Annotated in this window: 15 protein-coding genes and 1 pseudogene; 10 read left to right on the top strand and 6 right to left on the bottom strand. The window is 77.7% G+C overall.

The genetic code is table 11. The annotated features are described in order from the left end of the window. Nucleotides 1-8: 8 nt before the first annotated feature. Complete coding sequence (locus ITJ85_RS00570; protein ID WP_217914414.1) at nucleotides 9-1,976, top strand: MFS transporter; 1,968 nt, start codon at nucleotides 9-11, stop codon at nucleotides 1,974-1,976. Here the strand turns inward: ITJ85_RS00570 and lgt are convergent. Then, nucleotides 1,973-2,857, bottom strand: coding sequence for a prolipoprotein diacylglyceryl transferase (gene lgt, locus ITJ85_RS00565; protein WP_217914413.1), 885 nt, complete (start codon nucleotides 2,855-2,857; stop codon nucleotides 1,973-1,975). The genes ITJ85_RS00570 and lgt overlap by 4 nt on opposite strands. A 78-nt stretch (nucleotides 2,858-2,935) precedes the next feature. Here lgt and ITJ85_RS00560 point away from each other — a divergent pair, with 78 nt between their 5' ends. Genes ITJ85_RS00560 through ITJ85_RS17045 form a run of 4 tightly spaced genes read left to right on the top strand, consistent with a single transcriptional unit; the run spans nucleotide 2,936 to nucleotide 5,747 of the window. After that, on the top strand, nucleotides 2,936-3,871 hold the full coding sequence (locus ITJ85_RS00560) for a metal ABC transporter substrate-binding protein (RefSeq protein ID WP_217914412.1): 936 nt from the start codon (nucleotides 2,936-2,938) through the stop codon (nucleotides 3,869-3,871). Between the two features lie 2 nt (nucleotides 3,872-3,873). Beyond that, a complete protein-coding gene (locus ITJ85_RS00555; RefSeq protein WP_217914411.1) occupies nucleotides 3,874-4,722 on the top strand; it encodes a metal ABC transporter permease in 849 nt (282 codons plus the stop codon). After that, on the top strand, nucleotides 4,719-5,513 hold the full coding sequence (locus tag ITJ85_RS00550) for a metal ABC transporter ATP-binding protein (RefSeq protein WP_217914410.1): 795 nt from the start codon (nucleotides 4,719-4,721) through the stop codon (nucleotides 5,511-5,513). Before ITJ85_RS00555 ends, ITJ85_RS00550 begins: the two co-directional genes overlap by 4 nt. A gap of 57 nt (nucleotides 5,514-5,570) precedes the next feature. Then, nucleotides 5,571-5,747, top strand: coding sequence for a hypothetical protein (locus ITJ85_RS17045; protein ID WP_246496304.1), 177 nt, complete (start codon nucleotides 5,571-5,573; stop codon nucleotides 5,745-5,747). A 101-nt stretch (nucleotides 5,748-5,848) separates the two neighbouring features. Here ITJ85_RS17045 and ITJ85_RS17570 read toward each other — a convergent pair. Continuing rightward, nucleotides 5,849-6,187, bottom strand: a pseudogene (locus ITJ85_RS17570) (Fur family transcriptional regulator); the annotation flags it as partial. A gap of 8 nt (nucleotides 6,188-6,195) precedes the next feature. On the opposite strand from ITJ85_RS17570, the gene ITJ85_RS00540 reads away from it, so the two are divergent. From ITJ85_RS00540 to ITJ85_RS00530, 3 genes are all read left to right on the top strand, one after another. Continuing rightward, a complete protein-coding gene (locus ITJ85_RS00540) occupies nucleotides 6,196-6,663 on the top strand; it encodes a Fur family transcriptional regulator (protein ID WP_217914408.1) in 468 nt (155 codons plus the stop codon). Nucleotides 6,664-6,724: 61 nt separating this feature from the next. After that, entirely contained in the window at nucleotides 6,725-7,729 is a 1,005-nt protein-coding gene (locus ITJ85_RS00535) for a cytochrome c oxidase assembly protein (protein WP_217914407.1), read from the top strand. A gap of 182 nt (nucleotides 7,730-7,911) precedes the next feature. Further along, nucleotides 7,912-8,133 (top strand): hypothetical protein, encoded by a 222-nt coding sequence (locus ITJ85_RS00530; RefSeq protein WP_217914406.1) that lies wholly within the window; start codon nucleotides 7,912-7,914, stop codon nucleotides 8,131-8,133. Nucleotides 8,134-8,180: 47 nt separating this feature from the next. On the opposite strand, the gene ITJ85_RS00525 is transcribed toward ITJ85_RS00530, so the two are convergent. Next, on the bottom strand, nucleotides 8,181-8,414 hold the full coding sequence (locus ITJ85_RS00525; protein ID WP_217914405.1) for a hypothetical protein: 234 nt from the start codon (nucleotides 8,412-8,414) through the stop codon (nucleotides 8,181-8,183). A gap of 160 nt (nucleotides 8,415-8,574) precedes the next feature. Between ITJ85_RS00525 and ITJ85_RS00520 the strand changes: the two genes are divergently transcribed. Beyond that, nucleotides 8,575-9,708 (top strand): aldo/keto reductase, encoded by a 1,134-nt coding sequence (locus ITJ85_RS00520; RefSeq protein ID WP_217914404.1) that lies wholly within the window; start codon nucleotides 8,575-8,577, stop codon nucleotides 9,706-9,708. Here the strand turns inward: ITJ85_RS00520 and ITJ85_RS00515 are convergent. From ITJ85_RS00515 to ITJ85_RS00505, 3 genes are all read right to left on the bottom strand, one after another. Then, on the bottom strand, nucleotides 9,705-9,944 hold the full coding sequence (locus ITJ85_RS00515; protein WP_217914403.1) for a hypothetical protein: 240 nt from the start codon (nucleotides 9,942-9,944) through the stop codon (nucleotides 9,705-9,707). The two genes, ITJ85_RS00520 and ITJ85_RS00515, sit on opposite strands and share 4 nt — an antisense overlap. Nucleotides 9,945-9,949: 5 nt before the next feature. Beyond that, nucleotides 9,950-10,420, bottom strand: a complete 471-nt coding sequence (locus ITJ85_RS00510; RefSeq protein WP_217914402.1) for a hypothetical protein — start codon at nucleotides 10,418-10,420, stop codon at nucleotides 9,950-9,952. Nucleotides 10,421-10,651: 231 nt separating this feature from the next. Then, nucleotides 10,652-11,230 carry a helix-turn-helix domain-containing protein gene (locus ITJ85_RS00505; RefSeq protein WP_217914401.1) on the bottom strand — a complete coding sequence of 193 codons (579 nt, stop codon included), beginning with the start codon at nucleotides 11,228-11,230 and terminating at the stop codon, nucleotides 10,652-10,654. Between the two features lie 46 nt (nucleotides 11,231-11,276). Here ITJ85_RS00505 and ITJ85_RS00500 point away from each other — a divergent pair, with 46 nt between their 5' ends. Then, entirely contained in the window at nucleotides 11,277-12,212 is a 936-nt protein-coding gene (locus ITJ85_RS00500) for an FAD-dependent oxidoreductase (protein WP_217914400.1), read from the top strand. Nucleotides 12,213-12,234 lie beyond the last annotated feature (22 nt).

The following is a 12,234-nucleotide window of genomic DNA, read 5'->3' as shown; positions in this document are numbered from 1 at the left end:
CCACAACCGTGCCGGCCGCCACGGCCGGCGAGCGCCCGCGCGTGCGCCTGATCTTCGGCGCGCTGATCATGGTGCTGCTGCTGGCGTCGCTCGACCAGACGATCGTGTCGACGGCGCTGCCGACGATCGTCGGCGAGATGGGCGGCTACGAGCACCTCTCGTGGGTGGTGACCGCCTACCTGCTCGCCTCCACGGTGGCGGGGCCGCTGTACGGCAAGCTCGGGGACCTCTACGGCCGCAAGGTCGTGCTGCAGGCGGCGATCGCGATCTTCCTGGTCGGCTCGGTGCTCTGCGGCGTGGCGCAGAACATGCCGGAGCTCATCGCCTTCCGGGCGGTGCAGGGGCTCGGCGGCGGCGGGCTGATGGTCACGACGATGGCGGTGGTGGGCGACATCCTCTCCCCGCGCGAGCGCGGCCGCTACCAGGGGTACCTGGGCGCGGTCTTCGGCGTCTCGACGGTGGTCGGCCCGCTGGCCGGCGGGTTCTTCGTCGACCACCTCTCCTGGCGCTGGATCTTCTACGTCAACCTGCCGATCGGCGGCGCCGCGCTGGCGGTGATCGCGGTCGCCTTCCGCGCCCGGTCCCGGCAGGTGCACCACCGCATCGACTACCTCGGCGCGAGCGTGCTGACCGGGGCGCTCTCGGCGATCGTGCTCGCCACCTCGCTCGGGGGGACGACCCTGGCGTGGGACTCGCCGCAGATCATCGGGATGATCGCGGCCGGCGCGGTGCTGACGGCGCTCTTCCCGTTCGTGGAGATGCGGGCGTCCGAGCCGATCCTGCCGATGGCGCTCTTCCGCAACCACGTCGTCGCCACGACGAGCGCGATCGGCTTCATCGTGGGCCTGGCGCTGTTCGGCTCGGTGACCTACCTGCCGCTGTACCTGCAGGTGGTGCGCGGCCACACCCCGACCGAGTCGGGCCTGCTGATGACGCCCATGATGGCGGGCGTGCTCGCGACCTCCATCGGCAGCGGCACGATCATCAGCCGGATCGGCCGCTACAAGCCGTTCCCCATCGCCGGGACCGCGCTCATGACCGCCGGCTGCGCGATCCTGGCGGGCATCGCGGTCGACACGCCGGCCTGGCGCACCGCGCTCGGGATGCTGGTGCTCGGCCTGGGGCTCGGGATGGTGATGCAGGTGCTCGTGCTGGCGGCGCAGAACGCGGTCGACTACCGCCTGCTCGGCGTGGCGACGTCGGGCTCGGCGCTGGCCCGGATGGTCGGCGGCTCGATCGGGGTCGCCGCGTTCGGCGCCATCTTCGCCAACCGGCTGGCCGGCGAGCTCGCCGGCCGGCTGCCGCCGGGCGCCTCGGTGCCGGCCGACGCCGACCCGGCGGCGATCCACCGGCTGCCCGACGCGGTGCGCGAGCCCTACGTGACCGCGTTCGCCGACGCGCTCGCGCCGATCTTCCTGGCCGCCGCCGTCATCGCCGCGCTCGCGTTCGCGCTGACCTGGACCCTGCGCGAGCTGCCGCTGCGCCGCACCGCCGGCGCGGAGGGGGTGGGCGAGAGCTTCGCCTCGCCGCGCGACGACGACCCGCTGCGCGAGCTCGAGCGGGCGGTCAGCCGCGTCGCCGAGCGCGACAACCGCTGGGAGGCGTACGAGCGGCTGGCGGCGCGGGTGGGCGTCACCCTGCCGCCCCCGGAGCTGTGGCTGCTCGGCCGCCTGGGCGACCGGCCGCCCGTGCCGCCCGACCGGCTCGCGGCCGAGCTCGGCGCCGACCCCGACGGGGTGCGCGCGGCGCTCGGGGGGCTCGAGCGGCGCGGCCTGGTGCGCGCCGGCGCGACCGGCGCGCGGCTCACCCGCGAGGGCCGCGCGGCCCACGACCGCCTCGCGGCCGGCCGCCGCGCGGCGCTGGCCGAGATCTTCACCGGGTGGGACCCCGAGCAGCCCGAGGTGCGAGCCCTCGCCGACCGCCTGCTCGGCGCCTTCGTCAGCGAGATCCCCCGGCCGGCGACCTCGCGGGCCTAGCGGCGCCCGCCCGCGGGGCGGGCCCGGCCGCCCGGCGCGCGCGGCACGCCGGCCCGCGGCGGCGGGCGGCGCTCCTCCTCCGGCCCCCGGCGGCGGCGGTCCCACACGAAGACCGCGATGGCGCCGAGGAGGAGGGCGAGCGCCACGTAGAAGTTGAGGCGCTGCCCCAGGAGCTCGCGGGAGGGGTCGACGCGCAGCTGCTCCCAGAAGATGCGGCCCAGCGAGTAGACCGCCACGTAGAGGCAGAAGACCCCGGGCGGGCGGATGCGGAAGCGGTGGCCGGCCCAGATGATCAGCGCCGCGCCGCCGAAGTTCCAGAGCATCTCGTAGAGGAACGTCGGGTGGAACGTGAGCGCGTCGATGTACTCGTCCGGGCGGCGCGAGCGGTCGACCTCGAGGCCCCAGGGCCGGTCGGTGGGACCGCCGAACAGCTCCTGGTTGAAGTAGTTGCCGAGCCGCCCGATGCCCTGGGCGATCAGGATCCCGGGCGCCGCCGCGTCCATCATCTCGAGCACGCTGACGCCGCGCAGGCGGCACACGAGCGCGCCCGCGAGCACGCCGAACAGCACGCCGCCCCAGATGCCGAGGCCGCCCTCCCAGATCGCGAACGGGGCGTACCACTCGTCGCCGAGCTGGTCCCAGCTCGTGACCACGTGGTACAGCCGGCCGCCCACGAGCCCGGCGAGCACCGACCAGAGGGTGACCTCGAGCACCACGTCCGGCGCGCCGCCGCGCGCCGCCCAGCGCCGCACGGTGAGCCACGACGCCACCGCGACGCCTGCGAGCAGGCAGAGCGCGTACAGCCGGATCTCGAACGGCCCCAGCTCGATGTCGCGGATCGAGGGCGCGGGGATCGTGGCGACGAGGCCGGCGGCGTTCACCGCGCGATCCTAGCGGGCGCCCCCATTGATAAGTATTCTCATCCGCGTGATCGCCGCCCCCTCGCCCCGGAGGACCCCGTGACCGTGCCCAGAGCGCTCGCCGCGCTCGCGGCGCTCGCCGCCGCGCTGGCCGTCGTCGCGGGCTGCGGCGACGGGGCGGCCGGCGACGGCCGGCCGTCGGTCGTCGTGACCACGCCGGCCCTCGGCGCGGTCGTGCGCGAGGTGACCGGCGACGTGGCGGCCGTGGAGGTGCTGCTGCCGGAGGGCGCCGACCCCCACGAGTTCCAGCCGTCCGCGCGGCAGGCCGCGCGCCTGCTGCAGGCCGACCTGGTGGTCGAGAACGGCCTCGGGCTGGAGCAGGGCCTGGAGGACACGCTCGGGCGGGCGCGCGACGACGGGGTGGCCGTGTTCACGGCGGGCGACCACGTGAACGTGCGCCGCGGCGTGCGCGACGGCGAGGCGCACGCCGACGGGGACGGCCACGACCACGGCGACGAGGCGCCCGACCCGCACATCTGGACCGACCCGATCGCGATGCGCGACGTCGTCGCGGCGCTCGGGCCGGCGCTCGAGCGCGAGCTCGCCGTGGACCTGGGCGGCCGCCCGGCGCGGGTCGCCCGCGGGCTGGAGCGCCTCGACGCGCAGGTGCGCGCGATGCTCGAGGCCATCCCGCCGCAGCGGCGGCGCATGGTGACCGGCCACGACTCCATGGGCTACTTCGCCGACCGCTACGACCTGGAGGTGGTCGGCGCGATCATCCCATCGTTCAGCTCGCAGGCCCAGGCCTCGGCGGGCACGCTAGCCGCGCTGCGGGCGCAGGTGCAGGCCGCCGGCGTCCCGGCGATCTTCGACGAGCCCGGCACGCCGGCGGGCATCGCCCGCGCGATCGCCGACGAGACCGGCGCACGGGTGGTGCCGATCGCGACCCTCGACATGCCGGGCGACGGCTCGTACGGCGCCTTCGTCCGCGCCGTCGCCGCCGCCGTGCGTGACGGGCTCACCGGGCGGTCGTAGGGGTGGACCCGGTCGACGCCCTCGTGCGCCCCTTCGCCGACAACGAGTTCATGCTGCGCGCGCTCGTGGCCGGCTGCCTCGTGGCGCTGGCCTGCGCGGTGGCGGGCACCTTCGTGGTGCTGCGCGGGCTGGCCTTCATCGGCGACGCACTCGCGCACGGGGTGCTGCCGGGCATCGCCGGCGCCGTGCTGCTGGGCCTGCCCACCACCGCGGGCGCGGTGGTGGGCGCCGTGGTGATGATCGGCGGCGTCAACCTGGTGCGCCGCCGCACCCGGCTGTCGGGCGACACGGCGATCGGCCTGCTGTTCGTGGGCATGCTGGCCCTCGGCGTGGTGCTGGTGTCGCGCTCGGACTCCTTCTCCGGCGACCTCACCCGCATCCTGTTCGGCGACGTGCTCGGCATCTCGTGGGGGGACGTCTGGCTGCAGGCCGCCGCGACGGCCGCGGTGGCGGCCCTGGCCGCGGTCTGCGCCCGGCCGTTCCTGATGCTCGCCTTCGATCCGGCCCAGGCGCGCGTGGCCGGCTACCCGCCCGCGCGGTACGAGTGGCTGCTGCTGGCGGCGGTCGCGGCGACGGTGATCGTCTCGTTCGGCACCGTCGGCACGCTGCTCGTGTTCGGCATGCTCGTGGCCCCGCCGGCCACGGCGGCGCTCGTCGCCCGCCGCATCGGCGCCACCATGGCCGGGGCGGCCGTGATCGGCGTCGTCTCGGTGGCGGCGGGGCTCCTGCTGAGCTACCACCACGACCTGGCCGCCGGCGCCACGATCGTGCTGGTCGAGGTGGCCCTGTTCTTCGTCGTGCTCGCCGCCCGCGGGCTGCGGCGCCCCGCGGCGCGGGCGGCGACGGCGTGAGCCCGCCCGCCGCCCTGTGGGCCGCGGGCCTGGCCGTGGGCCACGACGGCCGCGCGGTGGTGGACGGCCTCGCCCTCGAGCTGCTGCCGGGCGAGACGCTGGCCGTGCTCGGCACCAACGGCTCGGGCAAGTCGACGCTCGTCACCACGATCGTGGGCCTGCGCCCGCCCGTGGCCGGCGAGCTGCGCGTGCTGGGCGGGCCGCCGGGCGGCGCGCCGGCGCGGGTGGCGTACCTCGGCCAGACGACCGGATCGGGGCTCGCCCTGCCGATCCGCGCCCGCGACGTGGTGGCGATGGGCCGCTTCGCCGCCCGCGGGCTGCTGGGGCGCATGCGCGCCGCGGACCGGCTGGCGATCGACCGCGGCATGGAGCGGATGGGCGTCGCGCACCTGGCCGAGGCCCCGGTCGCCGACCTCTCCGGCGGGCAGCGGCAGCGGGTGCACATCGCGCAGGCGCTCGCGTGGCAGGCCGACCTGCTGGTGCTCGACGAGCCCACCGCCGGGCTCGACGTGGCCGGTCGCGCGCTGCTGCTGGCGGCCCTCGACGAGGAGCGCGCCCGCGGCGCGGCGGTCGTCATGTGCACGCACGACGTGCGCGACGCCACCGCCGCCGAGCGCTGCCTGCTGCTGGCCGGGCGGGTCGTCGCCTACGGGGCGCCCGGCGAGGCCATGACCCGCGACGCGCTCATGGACACCTTCGGCCTCGTGCTGGGCGAGGCGCCGGGGGGCGGCGGCGAGCTGGTGATGGACCCGGTGCACCGGTGCGACGACGGCCACGGGCACGCGCCGTGACGGCGGCCACGCCGGCCGCGGGCGCGTGGGGTCCGAGCGCGCCGTCATGCTCCGGGGGTGATCACCTCCCGACTCCTCGCCCGCCTCGCGGTGCGCGCCGCGCGCCGGCGCCTGCGCCGGGCGGCCGGCACCGGCACCGTGGCATGGGCGCTCCGCGTCCCGCTCGTCACCCTCGCCCTGGCGGCGGCGCTGCTGCTCGTCGCCGTCCGCGAGGGGCGCCCGCCCCGGGGCTGACCCCGGCCTCGGGCCGCCCGGCAGGCGGCGCAGCGGCCGTGCACGGTGACGTCGTGGCCCTCCACGATGAACCCGTGGCGCGCCGCCTCGCCCGCCGCCCAGCGGGCGACGTCGCACTCGGCGATCTCCGCGACGGCGCCGCACGCGGTGCAGACGATGTGGTGGTGGTGGCCACGGCCGCACAGGCGATAGACGACCTCGCCGCCCGGGCGGGCGATGGCGTCGACGGCGCCGTGCTCGACCAGCAGGGCCACCGTGCGCTCGGCGGTGCGCTCGCCGAGGCCGGGCGCGCGGCGACGGCCGCGCGCGAGCAGCACCGGCAGCGGCAGCCCCGCGTCCGCGTCACCGAGCGCGTCGAGGATCGCCTCGCGCTGCGGCGTCCGGCGCAGGCCGCCCGCGCTGAGGCGGCGCCAGACGGTCTCGGTGACCGGTACCGGCATAGGATCCGATGATACGCGCGCACGGCCACACCCCCGGCGGCCACGACGACTGGGCCGCGCACGCGCTCGACCGGGTGGCGAGCGCCGGCCACCGCTCCGGCGGCGCCCGCCGCGCCGTGATCGAGTCGCTCGCCGCGCAGACCTGCTGTCGCTCCGCGCAGGAGATCTTCGACCAGCTGCGCGCCGACGGGCGCCGCGTCGGCATCGCGAGCGTCTACCGGGTGCTCGACCTGCTGGTGAGCCTGGGGCTGGTGCAGCGGCTCGACCTGGGCGGCGGCGGGGCGCGCTACGAGCCGGCCCTGCCCGGCGGCGAGCATCACCACCACCTGGTGTGTGTGGACTGCGGCGAGGTGCAGCCGTTCGAGGACCCCGGGCTGGAGCGGGCGCTCGAGGGCACCGCGCGCGGGTCGGACTTCAGCGTGGTGGCCCACGACGTGGTGCTGCGCGGCCGCTGCCCCGACTGCCGGGCGGCGTGACCCCGGTTTCCGGGGACAGTCGGCGCCCGGCGGCGGCCGGCGGTCTGTCACCATCGACGGCATGAGCACCAGGCGCCCGCTCGTCCTGATCGTGGTCGCGGCCGGCCTGGCGCTGGCGATCGTGCTCGCCGCGCTCGCCGGGGCCGGCCTGTTCGCGGCCGACCACCTGGCGCCGATCACCGGCCCGTCCACCGACCCGGGCGAGCTGTGGGCCGTGCCGCCGATCGAGACGTCGGCGATCGCCGTCGCCGCGGTGCTCTACGCGCTCGCGGTGCGGCGCCTGGGCGGCGTGTCGGGCCGCCGCCGGCTGAGCTTCGCCGCCGGGCTGCTGATCATCCTCGCCGCGGTGGTCTCGCCGCTCACCGGCATGGCCCAGCAGGGCCTGCTGACGGCCCACATGCTCCAGCACACGCTGATCGGCGCGGTCGCCCCCCTGCTGCTGCTGCTGGGCCTGCCGCGCGACTTCGCCACGCGGCTGGTCGGCCCGGTCGCGATGCGGCGGCTGCAGCGGCTGCAGCACCCGGCGGTCGCCTACCCGGTGTGGGCGGTGAGCACCGTGCTCTGGCTGGTGCCCGCGGTCCACCACGAGGTGCTCCACAACTCGGCGATCTGGATCGTGCAGCAGTTCAGCTTCGCGCTGTTCGGCCTGCTGCTCTGGGCGCCGGTGGTGGAGTCGATCCCCGCCCCGGCGTGGTTCTCGACCGGATGGAAGGGCGGCTACATGAACGGCGTGTGGACGCTCGGCCTGTTCATCGCCAACGTCTACTGGTTCTCGGGCACGGCCTTCTACGAGTCGCACGCCGCGGCGGCCGACGCGTGGGGGTTCGAGGCCCTCGAGGACCAGGCCAACGCCGGCACCGTGATGATGATCCTGCACTGCCTGCTGGCGTTCGGCGCCATCACCTACCTCTTCTTCCGCCAGGCGCGCGAGGGCGAGCTGAGCCAGCGCCTGATCGAGGCGGGGCTCGAGCCCGCCCGGGTCTCGGCGGCGATCCGCGCCGGGGGCGGCGAGGCGCTGGCGCGCACGCACGGCATCCCCGTGCGGACGCGTCCCGGCATCGACTAGGCGCCGGCCGGCGGCGGACGGCTGGGCACCGCAGGCCGCTCCCTCACCGCCCGGGTCCTGCGGGCTCCTCGCAACCGCGCCCGGCGGCCGCCCGGATGCGGCGTACGGGCCGGGCCGCGAGGATCGGGCCACCACGCGGCGGCCGCACCGGTCGCCGACCCACCCGGGGGGAGGAGACCGAGATGAGCGAGGTCCACAGGACGCGCCCGCTCGCGGCGGAGGCCGGCGCGCTGGCGGGCCTGGTGAAGGGGCGCGAGCCGGACGAGGTGGTCGAGCGCCTTCGCGCCGTCGCCGCGGCCGCCGCGGGCGGCGGGGAGGTCGATGCCGCCGGCCGGGAGGTCGTCGCGGCGATGCGCTCGAAGTACGGCCACGAGCTGCGCGAGCTGGAGGACCCGGAGGGCTGACCCCCGGCCCGCCCGCAGGCCGGCGCGGCCGGGCGGGCGGGCGGGCCTCAGCCGCCGGCGCCCCCGCCTGCCGCCTCCAGCGCCGCCAGCGCCCGCTCGGCCGCCTCGAGCAGCGTCGCGCCCACCGCCGTGCGCGCCGCGTCGCGCGCGAGGCCGCTGCCGCGCCCATGGGGGTGCCAGATCGCGTCCCACGCGCCCGGCACGGACTCCGAGAAGCGCAGCTCGTAGCCCGCGGCGCGGAAGCGCGCGGTGATCTCGGCGATGCGCTCGGCGTCGTCCACGGGACCCCCCAGGCACCCCGAGTCTCACCGAGCCGGGCGGCGGCGGTCAAACCGTCGCCGGCACCGGGCGACGGACATGGATCCGCCTCCGCGGGGGATGGCCGACCCGGAATGCAGCCGCTGCCGCGACCGACCGCCCCGCACGTGCGAAGATGGCGCCGTGCGCGACCCCGGACACGTGGCCCTCGGCTCCTGGAGCGGCGGCCTCCACATGCACTTCGGCCTGCCGATCGACGAGGACCGGCTGGTCGCGCTGCTGCGCCCGGGCGACGACATCGACACGGTGATCACCGCCGACGCCTACGGCGCCGGCGCGGCCGACCGGCTCGTGGGCCGGGCCCTGGCCGGCCTGGAGCGGGACGCCTACTGCCTGGTCGGCGCCGTCGGGCACGACTTCTACGAGGGCACGCGCCAGGGCGCGAAGGGCTACCCGCGCTTCACCGACCCCGCGCTGCGCGGCCCCGAGGGCTACGCCGGCTACCTGCGCCGAGCGACCGAGGCGAGCCTCGAGCGGTGCGGCACCGACCGCTTCGACCTGCTGCTGCTGCACAACCCCGACCGGGTCGGCTACACGTCCGAGGTCGTCTGGGACGCCATGGCCGGGCTGCGCGACGAGGGGCTGGCCGGCGCGATCGGCGTCGCCCCGGGCCCGGCGAACGGGTTCACGCTCGACCTGATCGCCTGCTTCGAGCGCTTCGGCGACCGGATCGACTGGGCCATGATCATCCTGAGCCCCTTCGAGCCCTGGCCGTCGCGGCTGCTGCTGCCAGCGCTGCAGCAGCACCACATCCGCGGCATCGCCCGGGTCGTCGACCACGGGGGCGTCTTCCACGGCGACGTCCCGGACGAGCCGGAGCTGCCCGAGCGCGACCATCGCGCGTTCCGCCCGGCCGGCTGGGTGGCCGCGGGCCGCGAGCGCCTCGCGCGTCTGCGGCCCTACGCCGAGCGCCACGGCCTGTCGACCCTCCAGCTCGCCTGCCAGTGGACGCTCGCCCAGGCGCCCGTCGCCTGCGTGGTCCCCACCCTCATCCAGGAGCCCGGCGCGGGGGCGCGGCCGATCGAGGCCAAGCGCGCCGACCTCGCAGGCGTGCCGCGCGAGGTGGTGCTGAGCGCCGACGAGGTCGCCGGCATCGAGGCCATCGGCGAGAACGCGGGCTGCATGGTCCTGAAGGGCGGGACGCCCGCCCACGAGGGCGACGAGCGCGCCGACTCGTGGCCGATGACCGAGGAGCTGCGCACGGTCGCGACGCGGTGGAGCATCCACCCCGAGCGCGACCTCGTGAAGACCCACTAGGGCGCGGCGCCCTCCGGCGGGGCCGGCGCTCCCCCCGGCGACCGCTCGCCGCCGCGCGCGATGCGCGCGCCCGCCGCGCCGGTCTGCTCGTCGGGCGCCGGCGGCGGGCGCCGCCACGGCGCGCGCGCGGTCGGGGTCGCCGCCCGCGCCCTCGAACGCGACCCCAGGGCGAGGGCGGCGCCCGGGCCGAGGCCCGCGCGCACCTCGCTGCCCTCGGGGTGGACGAGCTGATCCACCGACGTCAGCCCGGCGAGCGCCGGCTCGGCCGGGCGGCGGCAGCGCCCAACGGCGCGGCGGACGGCGTCGAGGCCGGGGCGCGCACCGCCTCGGCGCTCGAGCGGTCGATGTCCCACCAGCCGGCCGAGCAGCCCGGCCGGCCGAGCAGCCCCACCAGGCGGCCGTCGGCCTGGTGGAGGGCGAACGTGCGGTCGATCTCCGCCGGGCTGATGAACGACGGGTGGGCGCCCTCCGCGAGCTCCAGGCGGGCCTCGACGCCGGCCATCGCCCGCAGCGGCGGGCGCACCCGCCGCAGGCCACCAGAGGCCGGCCGGCTCGTCGCCCTCGCCGGCCCGTCGCGCGCCCGCACCCCCCCCCGCACCCGGCCGGCATCGCCGCGCGCGAGGCCGGCCACCTCCTGCCCGTGCCCCACCTCGACGCCGTCGGCGTGGATCTCCATGACGCGGATGGAGGGCGTCGCGAGCGCGACCGGCACGGCGCCCGGTCGGGGCGATCTCCCGCGAGACCTCGCGGACGGGCGTCGGGCACGCCCGCGTCGGCCGGCGCGCCGGAGCCGTGGCACGGCGGCACGGAGGGGCGCGGGAGCCACTGGCCGGGGGCGCCGCGGTCGAGCGCGAGCGGCCCGGCGCCGCGGCGGCGGAGGCTCCGGGCGAGGGCGAGGCCGGCGGCCCCGGCGCCCACGACGATGGCGCGCACGGGCGGGTCCTCAACCGCTCAGGTGGGAGCGCTCACCGTGCCGGCCGAAGATCGCGACCAGGTCGACCGGCCCGTCGAGGGCGCCGAACCAGTGCGGGGTCCAGGTGGTGAACTCGACCGCCTCGCCGGGCTCGATCACCATGTCCTCGTCGCCCAGGATCAGGCGCAGCCGTCCGCCGAGCACGTACATCCAGTCGTGGCCGTCGTGCACGGGCAGGGGGTCGGGCGGGGTGTCGCGCCCGGCGCTCACGCGGATGCGGTAGGCGTGCGCGCCGCCCGCCCGCGCGCGGTCGGTGAGGCGCCACATCGTCAGCCCGCCGGCGGTGCGCGGCTCGGCGCGCACGCGCGGGTCGCGGGGCGGCGGCGCGCCGAGCAGCCCGTCGGCGCTGACGCCGAGCGCGGCGGCGAGCGGCGGCACGTGGTCGAGCGCCAGGCGCCGCTTGCCCGCCTCGAGGCGGCTGAGCGTCGACACGTCCATGCCCGCCCGCTCCGCCACCTGGGCCAGCGTCAGGCCCGCCTCCAGCCGCAGCTCGCGCAGCCGCCGGCGCACCCGCGCGTCGATCGTCTCCCCGGGCGCATTTGCCGACATGGCAATGCATCTTGCCATGCGCCCCGCCGCCCGTCACGCTGGCCCCATGGACACCACATGGGACTGCATCGTCGTGGGCGCCGGGGCCGCGGGCCTCAGCGCCGCCCTCGTGCTCGGGCGCGCGCGGCGGCGCACGCTCGTCATCGACGCCGGGCGCCAGAGCAACCTGCCCGCCCACGGCGTCGGCGGCCTGCTCGGGCACGAGGGCCGCCCGCCCGCCGAGCTGTACGCGATGGGCCGTGCCGAGCTCGCCCGGCTGCCCTCCGTCGAGGTGCGCGCGGGCGAGGTCGTGGACGGCGCCGCCGACGCGCACGGCGTGTCGCTGCGCCTGGCGGGCGGCGGCGGCGAGCGGGCGCGGCGCGCCATCCTGGCGACGGGCATGGACTACCGCCCGCCCGCGCTGCCGGGGGTGGCGGAGCGGTGGGGGCACTCGGTGTTCCACTGCCCCTTCTGCCACGGCTGGGAGGTCCGCGACCGCGCGCTCGGCGTGCTGGACCGCGGCGCGTCGGGCGCCCGGCGGGCCCTGCTGCTCGGCATGTGGAGCGCCGACGTGACCCTGTTCGCGGACGGGCCCGCCGAGCTCGACGACGCCGACGCCTCCCGCCTTCGCGCCGCGGGCGTCGCCGTGGAGGAGCGCACGGTCGTCGGCCTGCGCGGGCCCGGCGACGCGCTGACGGGCGTGGCGCTCGACGGCGGGGACGTGGTGCCCTGCGAGGGCCTCATGGTCCCCGCGCCGCTGCACCAGCGGTCGCCGCTCGCCGAGCGCCTCGGCCTGGCCACCTCGCCGCCCACCGCCGTCGTCGCCGACGGCCTGGCGGTCGGCCCGCTCGGCCGGACCACGTCCCCCGTCGTCCTCGCCGCCGGCGACGTCACCGGGGCGATGCAGTCCGTGGCGGGCGCGATCGCCGCCGGCCACGCGGCCGCCGCCGGGGTGGTCCACAGCCTCGTGGCCGAGGACCACGGCCTGCCCGAGCATCCCTGAGCGGGCCCGTCCCGCCGTCCTC

This window comes from Miltoncostaea marina, assembly GCF_018141525.1.
Taxonomy (GTDB): Bacteria; Actinomycetota; Thermoleophilia; order Miltoncostaeales; family Miltoncostaeaceae; genus Miltoncostaea; species Miltoncostaea marina.
This window is presented reverse-complemented; position numbering and strand designations above follow the sequence as displayed.

What these genes read in the sequence shown, in the direction of transcription:
- ITJ85_RS00540 (WP_217914408.1), top strand. Translation starts at nt 6,196, where the DNA reads ATGATACGCGCGCACGGCCACACCCCCGGCGGCCACGACGACTGGGCC.
- ITJ85_RS00535 (WP_217914407.1), top strand. Translation starts at nt 6,725, where the DNA reads ATGAGCACCAGGCGCCCGCTCGTCCTGATCGTGGTCGCGGCCGGCCTG.
- ITJ85_RS00530 (WP_217914406.1), top strand. Translation starts at nt 7,912, where the DNA reads ATGAGCGAGGTCCACAGGACGCGCCCGCTCGCGGCGGAGGCCGGCGCG.
- ITJ85_RS00505 (WP_217914401.1), bottom strand. Translation starts at nt 11,230, where the DNA reads ATGTCGGCAAATGCGCCCGGGGAGACGATCGACGCGCGGGTGCGCCGG.
- ITJ85_RS00500 (WP_217914400.1), top strand. Translation starts at nt 11,277, where the DNA reads ATGGACACCACATGGGACTGCATCGTCGTGGGCGCCGGGGCCGCGGGC.